This window comes from Microvirgula curvata, from assembly GCF_054781615.1.
This window is the reverse complement of the sequence record NZ_BAAGUB010000034.1, coordinates 1-16,344: the sequence shown is the minus strand read 5'-3', so window position 1 is coordinate 16,344 and position 16,344 is coordinate 1. Positions and strand designations below refer to the sequence as shown.

The 16,344-nt window shown below is 61.2% G+C and carries 13 protein-coding genes and 1 tRNA gene; all 14 read right to left on the bottom strand.

Annotated features, from left to right (window positions below; translation table 11 throughout):
• Positions 1-659: GTP-binding protein (locus ACYVG8_RS14890; RefSeq protein WP_460746181.1), on the bottom strand; the 659-nt coding region annotated here is incomplete at its 3' end.
• A 70-nt stretch (positions 660-729) separates the two neighbouring features.
• Positions 730-2,829 carry an elongation factor G gene (gene fusA, locus ACYVG8_RS14885; RefSeq protein WP_028500387.1) on the bottom strand — a complete coding sequence of 700 codons (2,100 nt, stop codon included), beginning with the start codon at positions 2,827-2,829 and terminating at the stop codon, positions 730-732.
• A gap of 30 nt (positions 2,830-2,859) precedes the next feature.
• Complete coding sequence (gene rpsG / locus ACYVG8_RS14880; RefSeq protein WP_028500388.1) at positions 2,860-3,330, bottom strand: 30S ribosomal protein S7; 471 nt, start codon at positions 3,328-3,330, stop codon at positions 2,860-2,862.
• 116 nt (positions 3,331-3,446) lie between these two features.
• Positions 3,447-3,818 carry a 30S ribosomal protein S12 gene (rpsL, locus tag ACYVG8_RS14875; RefSeq protein WP_028500389.1) on the bottom strand — a complete coding sequence of 124 codons (372 nt, stop codon included), beginning with the start codon at positions 3,816-3,818 and terminating at the stop codon, positions 3,447-3,449.
• Between the two features lie 143 nt (positions 3,819-3,961).
• Positions 3,962-8,167: a DNA-directed RNA polymerase subunit beta' gene (gene rpoC, locus ACYVG8_RS14870; RefSeq protein WP_028500390.1), complete on the bottom strand. Its 4,206-nt coding sequence runs from the start codon at positions 8,165-8,167 to the stop codon at positions 3,962-3,964.
• A gap of 68 nt (positions 8,168-8,235) precedes the next feature.
• The gene (rpoB, locus tag ACYVG8_RS14865) at positions 8,236-12,408 is read right to left on the bottom strand and encodes a DNA-directed RNA polymerase subunit beta (protein WP_028500391.1); all 4,173 of its coding nucleotides are present in this window, start codon (positions 12,406-12,408) and stop codon (positions 8,236-8,238) included.
• 199 nt (positions 12,409-12,607) lie between these two features.
• Complete coding sequence (rplL, locus tag ACYVG8_RS14860) at positions 12,608-12,979, bottom strand: 50S ribosomal protein L7/L12 (RefSeq protein WP_028500392.1); 372 nt, start codon at positions 12,977-12,979, stop codon at positions 12,608-12,610.
• 45 nt (positions 12,980-13,024) lie between these two features.
• Complete coding sequence (gene rplJ / locus ACYVG8_RS14855; protein ID WP_028500393.1) at positions 13,025-13,528, bottom strand: 50S ribosomal protein L10; 504 nt, start codon at positions 13,526-13,528, stop codon at positions 13,025-13,027.
• Between the two features lie 292 nt (positions 13,529-13,820).
• Positions 13,821-14,522, bottom strand: coding sequence for a 50S ribosomal protein L1 (gene rplA / locus ACYVG8_RS14850; RefSeq protein WP_028500394.1), 702 nt, complete (start codon positions 14,520-14,522; stop codon positions 13,821-13,823).
• Positions 14,522-14,953: a 50S ribosomal protein L11 gene (rplK, locus tag ACYVG8_RS14845; RefSeq protein ID WP_028500395.1), complete on the bottom strand. Its 432-nt coding sequence runs from the start codon at positions 14,951-14,953 to the stop codon at positions 14,522-14,524. Before rplK ends, rplA begins: the two co-directional genes overlap by 1 nt.
• Before the next feature lie 92 nt (positions 14,954-15,045).
• Positions 15,046-15,573 carry a transcription termination/antitermination protein NusG gene (nusG, locus tag ACYVG8_RS14840; RefSeq protein ID WP_028500396.1) on the bottom strand — a complete coding sequence of 176 codons (528 nt, stop codon included), beginning with the start codon at positions 15,571-15,573 and terminating at the stop codon, positions 15,046-15,048.
• Positions 15,574-15,577: 4 nt separating this feature from the next.
• Positions 15,578-15,931 carry a preprotein translocase subunit SecE gene (gene secE, locus ACYVG8_RS14835; protein ID WP_028500397.1) on the bottom strand — a complete coding sequence of 118 codons (354 nt, stop codon included), beginning with the start codon at positions 15,929-15,931 and terminating at the stop codon, positions 15,578-15,580.
• Between the two features lie 66 nt (positions 15,932-15,997).
• Positions 15,998-16,073: transfer RNA gene (locus ACYVG8_RS14830), tRNA-Trp, on the bottom strand.
• A gap of 49 nt (positions 16,074-16,122) precedes the next feature.
• Positions 16,123-16,344: EF-Tu C-terminal domain-related protein (locus ACYVG8_RS14825; RefSeq protein ID WP_460746178.1), on the bottom strand; the 222-nt coding region annotated here is incomplete at its 5' end.

The following is a 16,344-nucleotide window of genomic DNA, read 5'->3' as shown; positions in this document are numbered from 1 at the left end:
ACGTCTTCGATCGGCAGCAGGAACGGCTTGTCAACGGCGCGTTCCGGCGTCGGGATGTAGCTGTCCAGTGCATCAGCCAGGCGGAAGATTGCCGGTTCGCCGATTTCCGACTGGTCACCTTCCAGCGCCTTCAGCGCCGAACCGGTGATGATCGGCAGATCGTCGCCCGGGAAGTCGTAGCTGCTCAGCAGTTCGCGGACTTCCATTTCCACCAGTTCCAGCAGCTCGGCGTCATCAACCATGTCGGCCTTGTTCAGGAACACGATGATGTACGGCACGCCAACCTGACGGGCCAGCAGGATGTGTTCGCGGGTCTGCGGCATCGGGCCGTCAGCGGCCGAGCACACCAGGATCGCGCCGTCCATCTGCGCTGCACCCGTGATCATGTTCTTCACGTAGTCGGCGTGTCCCGGGCAGTCAACGTGCGCGTAGTGACGTGCTTCCGTTTCGTACTCGACGTGAGCGGTGTTGATGGTGATGCCGCGTGCGCGTTCTTCCGGTGCGCTGTCGATGGCTGCGTAATCCTTGGCCTCACCGCCGAACTTCTTCGACAGGATGGTGGTGATTGCTGCAGTCAGCGTGGTCTTGCCATGGTCAACGTGGCCAATCGTGCCGACGTTCACGTGCGGCTTGTTACGTTCAAACTTTTCTTTTGCCATGATGCAAAAATCCTTAATTAAAGAGCGAGGCTAAAAGGGCCGGCGGATAGCCCGCCGGCACACAAGAGACTTATTTCTTCGCAGCCATGATGGCGTCGGCGACGTTGCGCGGGGCTTCCGAGTAGTGCTTGAACTCCATGGAGTACGTGGCACGACCCTGGGTAGCGGAACGCAGGTCGGTCGAGTAGCCGAACATTTCCGACAGCGGCACTTCTGCGCGGACAATCTTGCCGCCCAGGCCGTCGTCGTCCATGCCCTGGACGATACCGCGACGACGACTCAGGTCGCCCATCACGTCGCCCATGTACTCTTCCGGCGTTTCCACTTCCACAGCCATCATCGGTTCGAGGATGACCGGGCTGGCACGGCGCATGGCTTCCTTGAAAGCCATCGAGCCGGCGAGTTCGAACGCGATCTGCGACGAGTCGACATCGTGGTACGAACCGAAGGTCAGGCGCACGGTCACGTCAACCACCGGGAAGCCGGCCAGCACGCCGTTGTTCAGCGTGTTGCGGATACCCTTGTCCACCGACGGGATGAATTCGCGCGGAATCACGCCACCCTTGATTTCGTCGAAGAACTGGTAGCCCTTGCCTTCGCCGGACGGTTCCAGCGTGATCACGGCGTGGCCGTACTGGCCCTTGCCGCCGGACTGCTTGACGTGCTTGCCGTCAACGTCGGTCACCGTCTTGGTGATGGTCTCGCGGTACGCAACCTGCGGGGCACCCACGTTGGCTTCCACGCCGAATTCGCGCTTCATGCGGTCGACGATGATTTCCAGGTGGAGTTCGCCCATGCCCGAAATGATGGTCTGGCCGGATTCTTCGTCGGTACGCACGCGGAACGACGGGTCTTCCTTGGCCAGGCGGTTCAGCGCCACGCCCATTTTTTCCTGGTCGACCTTGGTCTTCGGTTCGACGGCAACGTGAATCACCGGCTCCGGGAATTCCATGCGTTCCAGAATGATCGGCGAGTCGACCGCGCACAGGGTTTCCCCGGTGGTCACGTCCTTCAGGCCGATGGCCGCAGCGATGTCGCCGGCGCGGACTTCTTCCAGTTCGATACGGTCGTTCGCCATCATCTGCACGATGCGGCCGATACGTTCCTTCTTGTCCTTGACCGAGTTCAGCACGGTGTCGCCCGACTGGACCACACCCGAGTACACGCGGAAGAACGTCAGCTGACCGACGAACGGGTCGTTCATCAGCTTGAACGCCAGCGACGAGAACTTCTCGTCGTCCGACGCGTGACGGACAGCCGGTTCGCCGTTCGGCAGTTCGCCGGAGACCGGCGGCACGTCGAGCGGGCTCGGCAGCAGTTCGATCACGGCGTCGAGCATGCGCTGCACGCCCTTGTTCTTGAACGCGGTACCGCACAGCATCGGCTGGATTTCGCAGTTCAGGGTACGGGTACGCAGGCCGGAAACAATTTCCTCTTCAGAGAGCGCGCCCTCTTCCAGGTACTTGTTCATCAGCTCTTCGCTGGCTTCGGCGGCTGCCTCGACCATCTTCTCGCGCCATTCTTCGGCTTCCGCCACCAGTTCGGCCGGGATTTCACCGTATTCGAACTTCATGCCCTGGCTGGCGGTGTCCCAGATGATCGCTTTCATCTTCAGCAGATCGACCACGCCTTCGAAGTGCTCTTCAGCACCGATAGGCACAACGATCGGCACCGGGTTGGCGCGCAGACGCGTTTGCATCTGTTCGACAACGCGGAAGAAGTTCGCGCCCTGGCGGTCCATCTTGTTGACGAAGGCCAGACGCGGCACCTTGTACTTGGTCGCCTGACGCCACACGGTTTCGGACTGCGGCTGAACGCCACCCACCGCGCAGTACACCATCACGGCGCCGTCCAGAACGCGCATGGAACGCTCCACCTCGACGGTGAAGTCGACGTGTCCTGGGGTGTCGATGATGTTGAAGCGGTGTTCCGGGAACTGCAGACCCATGCCCTTCCAGAACGTGGTGGTCGCAGCGGAGGTGATGGTGATGCCACGCTCCTGCTCCTGTTCCATCCAGTCCATGGTGGCTGCGCCATCATGCACTTCACCGATTTTGTGGTTCACACCGGTGTAGAACAGGATGCGTTCGGTCGTCGTCGTCTTGCCGGCGTCGATGTGAGCGGAAATACCGATATTGCGGTACCGCTCGATGGGGGTTTTTCTAGCCACAGCCAAAACCTTTTCAGCAAATAAAGAACGTTAGAAGCGGAAGTGCGAGAACGCCTTGTTCGCTTCGGCCATGCGGTGGACTTCGTCGCGCTTTTTCATCGCGCCGCCACGACCTTCGGCCGCATCCAGCAGTTCGCCGGCGAGACGCAGATCCATCGACTTTTCACCACGCTTGCGCGCAGCTTCGCGCAGCCAGCGCATTGCCAGTGCCAGACGGCGGGCGGGACGGACTTCAACCGGAACCTGGTAGTTGGCACCGCCCACGCGGCGGGATTTGACTTCCACCACCGGCTTCACATTGGCGATAGCGGACGCGAACACTTCAACCGCGTTCTTGCCGCTCTTCTTTTCGATCTGGGACAGAGCGCCGTACACGATGCGTTCGGCAACAGCCTTCTTGCCGTCGATCATCACGACGTTCATGAATTTGGACAGCTCGACGTTACCGAACTTCGGGTCCGGCAGTACGTCGCGCTTGGGGACTTCTCTACGTCTAGGCATAACAACCTCTATTGCTGTGTTCAGTTGAGCGGGTTCGACCCACCCTCGGCCATCCAGAAAGATGACCACTTACTCCGGCAGCGTGTGCCGCCGTCTCTCTCAGTGCGAACGCCGGATTACTTCGGACGCTTGGCACCGTACTTGGAGCGGGACTGCCTGCGATCCTTGACGCCAGCGGTGTCAAGCGAGCCGCGCACGGTGTGGTAGCGCACACCCGGCAAGTCTTTTACGCGACCGCCGCGAATCAGCACGACCGAGTGTTCCTGCAGGTTGTGGCCTTCACCGCCGATGTACGAAATCACTTCGAAACCGTTGGTCAGACGCACCTTGCAGACCTTGCGCAGAGCCGAGTTCGGCTTCTTCGGGGTCGTGGTGTACACACGGGTGCAGACACCGCGCTTTTGCGGGCAGGCTTCAAGTGCCGGCACCTTGCTCGCCACTTTGGCGACCGCACGTCCTTTACGGACGAGTTGGTTGATGGTTGGCATTACTCAGGTTCCTAAATTGTCAAAGGCGGCAACATGCCGCCCACGAAGACGCGCCGGATTATAGAGAACCCCCCGGGCACCGTCAATGAAACATGCCGCCGACCCAACGCAGTACTGCGTTGAATCGGCGGCACTTTTCTTCATCACAGTGCGGAGTGTTCCTGACCGTCCGGGCTTTCGGCCAGGGTTTCGCCAGTCAGCTCGGCGTTGCCAAACGGCTGACGACGGCGATTGCTGTGGTAAGCCAGACCCGTACCTGCCGGGATCAGGCGACCAACGATCACGTTTTCCTTCAAACCGCGCAGATCGTCCTTCTTGCCCATGATCGCGGCTTCGGTCAGCACGCGAGTGGTTTCCTGGAACGATGCCGCCGAGATGAACGAGTCGGTCGACAGCGACGCCTTGGTGATACCGAGCAGCACGTTGTCGTAGCGGGCCGGTTCCTTGTCCTCGGACGCCATCTTGTCGTTGACGTCCAGCACTTCGGAACGTTCGACCTGTTCACCCTGGATGAAGTCGGTGTTGCCCGAGTCGCTGATGACCACGCGACGCAGCATCTGGCGAATGATCACCTCGATGTGCTTGTCGTTGATCTTCACGCCCTGCAGACGATACACCTCCTGCACTTCCTGGACGATGTAGCGGGCCAGCGCTTCGATACCCTGCAGACGCAGGATGTCGTGCGGATCGACCGGACCGTCGACGATCAGTTCGCCGCGGTTCACCACCTGACCGTCGTGGACCAGCACATGCTTGTCCTTCGGAATCAGGGTTTCGTGCGCCACGCCTTCCAGATCGGTGATCACCAGGCGCTGCTTGCCCTTGGTGTCCTTGCCGAACGACACGGTGCCGGTCACGTCGGCCAGCATGCCGGCGTCCTTCGGCGAACGCGCTTCGAACAGCTCGGCCACACGCGGCAGACCACCGGTAATGTCGCGGGTCTTCGACGATTCCTGCGGGATGCGGGCCAGCACTTCACCGACACCCACGTCCTGGCCGTCACGCACGGTAATGATGGCGCCGACCTGGAAGGTGATGTTCACCGGCGTATCCGAGCCGGCCAGTTTCACTTCGTTGCCGCTTTCGTCGAGCAGCTTCACCTGCGGACGCAGCACCTTCGATGCGCTGGCGCGACGCTTCGGGTCAATGACCACCAGCGTGGACAGACCGGTCACATCGTCGACCTGCTTGGCGACGGTGGTGCCTTCCTCGACGTTCTCGAACCGCACGTGACCGGCGTATTCGGTAATGATCGGGCGGGTGTGCGGGTCCCAGGTAGCCAGTACCGTGCCGGCCTTGATCGACTGGCTGTCGGTGACCAGCAGCGTGGCGCCGTACGGAATGTTGTGGCGCTCGCGCTCGCGGCCCTGACGGCCGTCCGGCAGTTCCTCGTGAATCACCACTTCGCCGGAGCGCGCGATGACCACCAGTTCGCCCTTGTCGTTCTTCACGTAGCGCATCTGGCTCGAGAAGCTGACCAGACCGTTCGACTTGGCTTCCACCTGGCTGGCGGCTGCGGCTCGCGACGCGGCACCACCGATGTGGAAGGTACGCATCGTCAGCTGCGTGCCCGGTTCACCGATCGACTGCGCGGCGATCACGCCGACAGCTTCACCGGTGTTGACCAGCTTGCCGCGGCCAAGGTCGCGACCGTAGCACTTGGCGCACAGGCCATAGCGGGTTTCGCAGGTCAGCGGCGTACGCACCTTGATTTCGTCGATGCCGAGGCTGTCGACCAGATCCACGGTGTATTCGTCGAACAGCGTGCCGGCTTCGATGACGGTTTCGCCGGTTGCCGGGTTGACCACGTCGATGGCTGCCACGCGACCGAGAATGCGGTCACGCAGCGCTTCGATCACGTCACCACCCTGCACCACGGCCTTCATCACCGCACCGTTGGTGGTGCCGCAATCGTCGTGCACCACGACCAGATCCTGGGTCACGTCAACCAGACGACGGGTCAGGTAACCGGAGTTTGCCGTCTTCAGCGCCGTATCCGCGAGACCCTTGCGGGCACCGTGAGTCGAGATGAAGTACTGCAGAACGGTCAGACCTTCGCGGAAGTTCGCCGTAATCGGCGTCTCGATGATCGAGCCGTCAGGCTTGGCCATCAGGCCCCGCATACCGGCCAGCTGGCGGATCTGCGCGGCGGAACCCCGGGCGCCCGAGTCGGCCATCATGTAAATCGAGTTGAACGATTCCTGATCGACTTCCTTGCCCTCGCGGTCCAGCACGCGCTGGGTCTTGAGCTCGTCCATCATGGCCTTGGCGACCTGGTCGCCGCAGCGGCCCCAGATGTCCACGACCTTGTTGTAGCGCTCGCCCTGGGTCACCAGACCCTGACGGTACTGTTCTTCGATTTCCTTGACTTCCTGCTGCGCGCCGGCGAGCAGGCGTTCCTTCGCCGTCGGCACCAGCATGTCGTCCACGCAGATCGAGATGCCGCCGCGGGTCGAATAGCTGAAACCGGTGTACATCAGCTGGTCGGCAAACACGACCGTGTCCTTGATGCCGCAACGACGGAACGAGACGTTGATGAGCTTGGAGATTTCCTTCTTCTTCAGCGCCTTGTTGATATGCTCGAACGGCAGGCCCTTCGGCAGGATTTCGGACAGCAGCGCGCGACCGACGGTGGTGTTCACCCGACGGATGACCGGCTGGAATTCGCCCTGTTCGTCCTTTTCCCACTCGCGCAGACGCACGGCAATGCGCGTCCCGAGTTCGACCTGACGGGTTTCGTAGGCGCGGCTCAGCTCGCTGATGCCGGAGAACGACATGCCTTCGCCACGGCCGTTGATCTTGTCGCGGGTCAGGTAGTACAGACCCAGCACGATATCCTGCGACGGCACGATGATCGGCTCGCCGTTGGCCGGCGACAGCACGTTGTTCGAAGCCAGCATCAGCGTGCGGGCTTCCATCTGCGCTTCCAGCGACAGCGGCACGTGAACGGCCATCTGGTCACCGTCGAAGTCGGCGTTGAACGCAGTACATACCAGCGGATGCAGCTGGATGGCCTTGCCTTCGATCAGCACCGGCTCGAATGCCTGGATGCCCAGGCGGTGCAGCGTCGGCGCACGGTTCAGCAGGACCGGATGCTCGCGGATCACGTCTTCGAGGATGTCCCAGACTTCCGGCACTTCCTGTTCGACCAGCTTCTTGGCTGCCTTGATGGTGCTGGCCAGGCCGAGGACTTCCAGCTTGTGGAAGATGAACGGCTTGAACAGTTCCAGCGCCATTTTCTTCGGCAGACCGCACTGATGCAGACGCAGGGTCGGGCCCACGGTAATCACCGAACGACCCGAGTAGTCGACGCGCTTGCCCAGCAGGTTCTGACGGAAGCGACCGCCCTTGCCCTTGATCATGTCGGCCAGCGACTTCAGCGGGCGCTTGTTGGCGCCGGTCATGGCCTTGCCGCGACGACCGTTGTCCAGCAGCGAGTCGACCGATTCCTGCAGCATGCGCTTTTCGTTGCGCACGATGATTTCCGGCGCGCGCAGCTCCAGCAGCCGCTTGAGGCGGTTGTTGCGGTTGATCACGCGGCGGTACAGGTCGTTCAGGTCGGAGGTCGCGAAACGACCGCCGTCCAGCGGCACCAGCGGACGCAGTTCCGGCGGCAGCACCGGCAGCACTTCCAGGATCATCCATTCCGGCTTGATGCCGGTACGCTGGAACGCCTCAAGCACTTTCAGGCGCTTGGCGATCTTCTTGATCTTGGTTTCCGAGCCGGTGGCTTCCAGGTCGGCGCGCAGCGTTTCGATCTCGGCATTGATGTCGAGGCTCTTCAGCAGCGAGCGGATACCTTCGGCGCCCATCAGGGCTTCGAACTCGTCACCGTACTCCTCGACCTTGTCGAGGTAGTCTTCTTCGGTCAGCAGCTGCTTCTTCTGCAGCGGCGTCATGCCCGGTTCGGTCACGACGAAGCCTTCGAAGTACAGCACGCGTTCGATGTCGCGCAGCGTCATGTCGAGGACCATGCCCAGACGCGACGGCAGCGACTTCAGGAACCAGATGTGCGCGACCGGGCTGGCCAGCTCGATGTGGCCCATGCGTTCGCGACGCACCTTGCTCAGCGTGACTTCAACGCCGCATTTTTCGCAGATCACGCCGCGATGCTTGAGGCGCTTGTACTTGCCGCACAGGCACTCGTAGTCCTTGATCGGGCCGAAGATGCGGGCGCAGAACAGGCCATCGCGCTCCGGCTTGAAGGTACGGTAGTTGATCGTTTCCGGCTTTTTAACTTCGCCGAACGACCAGGAACGGATTTTGTCCGGCGACGCGATGCCGATCTTGATCGCGTCGAATTCTTCTTCCTGCGTAACTTGCTTGAAGAGGTCGAGCAGAGCTTTCATGTCTTCTCCGGTGAGAAGTGAGGCGTGAGGCGGGGGTGCGAAGCGCACCCGCCCTCACTACTCACGGGTCAGTAACGTTCGAGGTCGATATCGAGACCGAGCGAGCGAATTTCCTTCACCAGCACGTTGAAGGATTCCGGCATGCCGGCATCGATCTTGTGCTCGCCCTTGACGATGTTCTCGTAAACCTTGGTACGGCCGTTCACGTCATCCGACTTCACGGTCAGCATTTCCTGCAGCGTGTAGGCGGCGCCGTAAGCTTCCAGTGCCCACACTTCCATTTCACCGAAGCGCTGGCCACCGAACTGGGCTTTACCACCCAGCGGCTGCTGGGTCACCAGGCTGTACGGACCGGTCGAACGCGCGTGCATCTTGTCATCGACCAGGTGATGCAGCTTCAGGAAGTGCATCACGCCGACGGTGACCTTGCGGTCGAAGGCTTCGCCCGAGCGGCCGTCGAACAGCGTCATCTGCGTCTTCGAGCCGTTGAAGTCCAGCAGCTGGGTACGCGGATCGTCGTTCGGGTAGGCCAGTTCCAGCATCGCGCGGATTTCCGCTTCCTTGGCACCGTCAAACACCGGCGTCGAGAACGGCATGCCGCGACGCAGGTTGTGCGCCAGATGCAGGATTTCCTTGTCGGTCAGGCTGGCGATGTCTTCCGGCTTGCCGCTGGAGTTGTAGATCTTGTCGATGTACGAACGGATGTCCGCCACCGCGCGCTCTTCCTTCAGCATCTTGTCGAACTGCTGGCCGATACCCTTGCCCGCCCAGCCGAGGTGGACTTCGAGAATCTGACCGATGTTCATGCGCGACGGCACGCCCAGCGGGTTCAGCACGATGTCGACCGGCGTACCATCCGCCATGTACGGCATGTCTTCGACCGGCAGGATCTTCGACACCACACCCTTGTTACCGTGACGGCCGGCCATCTTGTCGCCCGGCTGCAGGCGGCGCTTGACGGCGATGTACACCTTGACCATCTTCTGCACGCCCGGCGGCAGTTCGTCACCCTGGGTCAGCTTGCGCTTCTTGTCTTCGAACTTGAGGTCGAATTCTTCGCGCTTCTGCGACAGCGATTCCTTCATCAGCTCGAGCTGCTTGGCCACGTCCTCGTCCGTCATGCGGATGTCGAACCAGTCATGCTTGCTCAGCAGGCCGGTCAGGTACTCGAGGTCGATCACGGTGCCCTTGGCCAGACGCTTCGGACCGCCGTTGGCAGCCTTGCCGATGATCAGGCGTTCGATACGATCGAAGGCGTCGTTCTCGAAAATGCGCAGCTGGTCGTTCAGGTCCTGGCGATAGCGCTTCAGCTCGGCGTCGATGATCGACTGCGCGCGCTTGTCACGCTCGATGCCTTCGCGGGTGAACACCTGCACGTCGATGACGGTACCGCTCATGCCGGTCGGCACGCGCAGCGAGGTGTCCTTCACGTCGCTGGCCTTCTCGCCGAAGATCGCGCGCAGCAGCTTTTCTTCCGGCGTCAGCTGGGTTTCGCCCTTCGGCGTGACCTTGCCCACCAGCACGTCGCCGGCTTCGACTTCCGCACCGATGTACACGATGCCGGCTTCGTCGAGACGGCCCTGCATGCGTTCGCTCAGGTTCGGGATGTCGCGGGTGATTTCTTCCGGCCCGAGCTTGGTGTCGCGGGCGACAACCGACAGTTCTTCGATGTGGATCGACGTGTAGCGGTCGTCGGACACGACGCGCTCGCTGATCAGCACCGAGTCTTCATAGTTGTAGCCGTTCCACGGCATGAAGGCGATGGTCATGTTCTGACCGAGCGCCAGCTCGCCGAGGTCGGTCGAGGCACCGTCGGCGATCACGTCGCCACGGGCCACGATGTCGCCCACATTCACCAGCGGACGCTGGTTGATGTTGGTGTTCTGGTTGGAACGGGTGTACTTGACCAGGTTGTAGATGTCGACGCCGACTTCACCGGCGACGGCTTCTTCGTCATTCACGCGGATCACGACGCGGGTCGCATCGACATAGTCGACGATACCGCCGCGGTCAGCAGCAATGGCGGTGCCCGAGTCGACGGCCACGGCGCGTTCGATACCGGTGCCGACGAACGGCTTCTCGGCACGCAGGCAAGGCACGGCCTGCCGCTGCATGTTGGCACCCATCAATGCGCGGTTCGCATCGTCATGCTCGAGGAACGGGATCAGCGAGGCGGCGACGGACACGACCTGGCTGGTCGCCACGTCCATGTACTGGACGCGGTCCGGCGTCGACAGGATGGTTTCACCCTTTTCGCGGCTGGTCACCAGTTCATCGATCAGCTTGCCTTCGCTGTCCAGCGTGGCGTTGGCCTGGGCGATGACGTAGCGGCCTTCCTCGATGGCCGACAGGTAATCGATCTGGTCGGTAACCTTGCCGTCCACGACCTTGCGGTACGGGGTTTCCAGGAAGCCGTACGCATTGGTGCGGGCATAGATCGACAGCGAGTTGATCAGGCCGATGTTCGGGCCTTCCGGCGTTTCGATCGGGCACACGCGGCCGTAGTGGGTCGGGTGCACGTCGCGGACTTCAAAGCCGGCGCGTTCGCGGGTCAGACCGCCCGGGCCAAGGGCCGACACGCGCCGCTTGTGGGTGATTTCCGACAGCGGGTTGGTCTGGTCCATGAACTGGGACAGCTGCGAGGAACCGAAGAATTCCTTGATCGCGGCCGACACCGGCTTGGCGTTGATCAGGTCGTGCGGCATCAGGTTGTCGCTCTCGGCCTGATTCAGACGTTCCTTGACCGCGCGTTCGACGCGCACCAGACCGGCACGGAACTGGTTTTCCGCCAGTTCGCCAACCGAACGCACACGACGGTTGCCGAGGTGATCGATATCGTCCACTTCGCCACGACCGTTGCGCAGCTCGGTCAGCAGCATGATCACGGCGACGATGTCGTCGGTGACCAGCGTGCCCGGGCCGGTGTCGTCATGCGGGCCGACGCGTTCATAGAACTTGCGGATCCAGCCCGGCGACTTCTCGTCCAGCTTGTCGCTGTAGGCGCGGCGGTTGAACTTCATCCGGCCGACGCGCGACAGGTCATAGCTGTCTTCGTTGAAGAACAGGCGCTGGAACAGGGCTTCGACGGCTTCTTCCGTCGGCGGTTCGCCCGGGCGCATCATGCGGTAGATGGCGACGCGAGCCGACAGCTGGTCCTGGATGTCGTCGGTGCGCATGGTCTGGGCGATGTAGCCGCCATGATCCAGCTCGTTGACGAACAGCACTTCGACCCGCTCGATTTCGGCCATGGCCAGCTTGGCGAGGATTTCTTCGGTGATTTCCTCGTTGGCGCGCGCGATCACTTCACCGGTATCGGTGTTGACCACGTTCTTGGCCAGGAACTTGCCCAGCAGCACGTCGGCCGGCATTTCCAGCCGGGTGATGCCCGCCTGCGCGATGTCGCGAATGGTCTTGGCGGTAATGCGCTTGTCTTTTTGCGCCAGCACCTTGCCGTCCGGACCGACGATGTCCAGCTTCGCCACTTCGCCCTTCAGGCGTTCCGGCACCACTTCGATGAACACGCCATTCTTGGTCAGGTAGAAGATGTCGGTATCGTAGAATTCGTTCAGGATCCGTTCTTCGCTGTAGCCGAGCGCCTTCAGCAGCGTCGACACCGGCATCTTGCGACGACGGTCGATACGGAAGAACAGCTGGTCCTTCGGGTCGAATTCAAAGTCGAGCCACGAGCCGCGGTACGGAATGATCCGGGCCGAGAACAGCAGCTTGCCCGAGCTGTGGGTCTTGCCCTTGTCGTGCTCGAAGAACACGCCCGGGCTGCGGTGCAGCTGGGAGACGATGACACGTTCGGTACCGTTGATGATGAACGAGCCGTTCTGCGTCATCAGCGGGATTTCGCCCATGTAGACGTCATTCTCGCGGACTTCCTTCACCACCGGCTTGGAGGACTCTTTGTCGAGAATGGTCAGGCGGATGCGCGCACGCAGCGGTGCGGCGTAGGTAATGCCGCGCAGCTGGCATTCCGGCACGTCGAACGGCGGATCGCCCAGCACATAGTGGGCGAAGTCGAGCCGTGCATAGCCGTTGTTACTGACGATCGGGAAGATCGAGCGGAATGCCGCTTCAAGGCCCCCGTTTTCACGCTTGTCGTACTGCACGCCGAGCTGCAGGAACTCGGAGTACGAATCGATTTGCGTCGCCAGCAGGAAGGGGACGTCGAGAACGGTTTCGCGCTTCGCAAAGCTCTTGCGAATCCGCTTTTTCTCAGTAAACGAATAACTCATAGAGTCTCCATCGAGGTAGGTGGCGCAAGGAATCAAGTCAAAGGTCAACAGCCAAGCGGCCACATTTGAATGCTGACGTTTGACGGCTTGCTGGAGGCAAGCGTGATGCCCGGTCCTGTCAAAGATCACGCGCCGGTCACAAGCGCAATGAGGCCGGCGGATTTCTCCGCCAGCCTCCCAATCGTCGATTATTCGACGATTACTTCATTTCGGCCTTCGCGCCGGCTTCGATCAGCTGCTTCACCAGTGCTTCGGCGTCGGCCTTCGAAACGGCTTCCTTCACGGTCTTCGGCGCGCCGTCGACCATGTCCTTGGCTTCCTTCAGGCCCAGGCCGGTGATGGCGCGGACAACCTTGATCACGCCAACCTTGTTGTCGCCGGCTGCGTTCAGCACGACGTCGAACTCGGTCTTTTCTTCAGCGGCAGCAGCGCCAGCGCCGGCCGGAGCGGCAACGGCCATGGCAGCGGCGGACACGCCGAACTTTTCTTCGAACGCCTTGACCAGGTCGTTCAGTTCCATGACGGTCATGCCGCCAACGGCTTCGAGGATGTTTTCTTGGGTGATAGCCATGTCAAATAGCTCCTGAAATGGGGTAGATTTTTTGAGTGCGGAAAATCAGGCTGCGGCTTCTTCGCCCTGCTTCTGTGCAGCGACGGCGGCCAGGACGCGGGCCATGCCCGAGACCGGTGCCTGCATGACGCCCAGCAGCATTGCAAGAAGTTCTTCGCGGCTCGGGATCGAAGCGAGTTGTTGCACGGCGGCGGCGTCAAGCACCTTGCCATCGTACGCACCAGCCTTGATCGAGATTTTCTGATCGACCTTTGCGAAGTCGTTCAGCACCTTGGCAGCAGCAACGGCATCTTCAGAGATGCTGTAGACCAGCGGACCGACCATTTGCTCGGCAAGACCCTCGAACGGGGTGCCGGCAACGGCGCGACGTGCCAGCGTGTTCTTCAGAACACGCAGGAACACGCCCTTCTCGCGTGCTTGCGCACGGAGCTTGGTCATGCTGCTAACCTCGATGCCACGGTATTCGGCGATGACAATGGTCTGAGCTTTCGCAACTTCCGCTGCGATCTCGGCCACTACCGCCTTTTTGTCGTCAAGATTGAGACTCAAGGTCTGCTCTCCTAGCATTGAGGACAACGGAACATCCGGCAAGCCAGACATTCCACGTTTCAACGGCGACCTTCATTCAGGAGACATTTCGTTCCCTCCGCGAACGGGGGGAGGAGTAAAACCTGTGTTCGGGTACACCATCTGCGTAGGACCCCGCTTTTGGCAAGGATTAAACCCGAAGGTTCCTACGGTCTTTGACAATCCGGCACAAGTGCCGGCCCAAAGCCCAGCTTCGTGACCAGCCGGAAAACCGGCTGGCCGCGAAATGGCGGGATTGCTCCCGCCGTGTTCTTTACGCTTGCGCGACCAGAGTGGTCTGGTCAACGCGAACGCCAACGCCCATCGTGCTCGAGACGGCAACCTTCTTCAGGTACACGCCCTTCGCGGCAGCCGGCTTGGCCTTTTGCAGCGCTTCGATCAGCGCGCTCAGGTTTTCACGCAGCGCTTCGGCGTCGAACGACGCACGGCCGATGGTCGAGTGGATGATACCGGCCTTGTCGGTACGGTACTGAACCTGACCGGCCTTGGCGTTCTTGACCGCTTCGGCAACGTTCGGGGTCACGGTACCGACCTTCGGGTTCGGCATCAGGCCACGCGGGCCGAGGATCTGGCCCAGTTGACCGACGATACGCATCGCGTCCGGCGAGGCGATCACGACGTCAAAGTCGAGATTGCCGGCCTTGACCTGTTCGGCCAGGTCTTCGAAACCGACGATGTCGGCGCCGGCGGCCTTGGCGGCCTCGGCATTCGCGCCCTGGGTGAACACGGCAACGCGAACCGACTTGCCGGTACCACGCGGCAGCACGACCGAGCCGCGAACGACCTGGTCGGACTTGCGCGGATCGACGCCGAGGTTCACGGCCACGTCGACGGATTCGTCGAACTTGGCGGTGGCGGCACCCTTGACCAGCGCGATGGCTTCGTCAACGGTGTACAGCTTGTTGCGGTCTACCGTCGCCTTCAGCGCGGCCAGACGTTTGGAAACCTTGGCCATTACACGCCCTCCACGTCGATACCCATGCTGCGAGCCGAACCGGCGATGATACGGACGGCGGCGTCCATATTGGCGGCGGTCAGGTCAGGCTGCTTGGTCTTGGCGATTTCTTCCAGTTGGGCGCGCGTCAGCTTGCCGACCTTGTCGGTATGCGGCTTCGGGCTGCCCTTCTGAATCCCTGCGGCCTTCTTGATCAGAATGGTCGCCGGCGGCGTCTTCATGATGAAGGTGAAGGACTTGTCCGCGTAGGCGGTGATCACAACCGGAATCGGCAGGCCCGGCTCGACGCCCTGGGTCTGGGCGTTGAACGCCTTGCAGAATTCCATGATGTTCAGGCCACGCTGACCCAGAGCCGGACCGATCGGGGGCGACGGGTTGGCTTTGCCAGCGGGCACTTGCAGCTTGATATAGCCGACAATCTTCTTTGCCACGATTTAACTCCTGATGGGTCGTAACGCGGACCGCTCGGTCCGCTGCCCGGTTTGCGGACATCGACACGATGTCCGGACACACACAGGCCGAATTACTGCTTTTCGACCTGACTGAATTCGAGCTCGACCGGCGTATCGCGACCGAAGATCTGAACCGACACGCGCAGCTTGTTGCGCTCGTAGTTCACTTCGTCGACGAAACCGGTGAAGTCGTTGAACGGGCCTTCGGTGACGCGCACCTTCTGGCCGACTTCGAACAGCACCTTCGGCTTCGGCTTTTCGACGCCTTCCTGCATCTGCTGCATGATGGCTTCGACTTCCGACGGCTTGATCGGCGCCGGACGATTGGCCGTCCCGCCGATAAAGCCGGACACCTTCGGCGTGCTCTTGACCAGGTGCCACGTCTCGTCGTTCATTTCCATCTCGACCAGCACGTAGCCCGGGAAGAACTTGCGTTCGGTCAGCGAGCGCTTGCCGTTCTTCACGTCCATCACCTCTTCCACGGGAACGAGGATCTGACCGAAAAGATGCTGCATTGCAGCACGTTCGATGCGCTCTTTCAGCGCCTTTTGCACACTCTTCTCAAAGCCCGAGTAGGCGTGAACCACATACCATTTCATCGCATCAACCCCGGTGGAGAATTACGTCGTAGAACAGCCAGGACAAACCGGAGTCAACCAGCCACATGAACAGTGACAACACCAGTACGAATACGAACACCAGCAAGGTCATCTGGGTGACTTCCTTGCGGGTCGGCCAGACCACCTTCTTGGCTTCGGCGACGGAATCCTGGGCATAGCCCACGAAATCCTTGCCCGGCTGAGACAGCCAGATAACGCCGACAGCCAGCAGGATGCCGGCAATCACGGAGGCCACCCGCGCAATGCCTTGCGCTTCGGGGATCAGGTAGTAAGCGGCAATGCCGGCGACCACAAGGGCCATCGCCAACACCAGCTTAAGTTTGTCTTGCAATTCCATGCAGATACTTTTCGCTTGCTGATACAGCAAAAGACCAACCGGCGCCGGGCGCCGGTCAGTCTTATTTGGCAGGCCAGGAGGGTCTCGAACCCCCAACCCTCGGTTTTGGAGACCGATACTCTACCAATTGAGCTACTGGCCTGAAGAGGGCACTGAGTCTACCGGAAAACCGGTAGGGACTCAATGACTACTTACTTGATAACCTTGGCAACGACGCCGGCGCCGACGGTACGACCGCCTTCACGGATGGCGAAACGCAGACCTTCTTCCATGGCGATCGGTGCGATCAGCGCGACGGTAATCGCCACGTTGTCACCCGGCATCACCATTTCCACGCCTTCCGGCAGCGTCACCGCACCGGTCACGTCCGTGGTACGGAAGTAGAACTGCGGACGGTAGCCCTGGAAGAACGG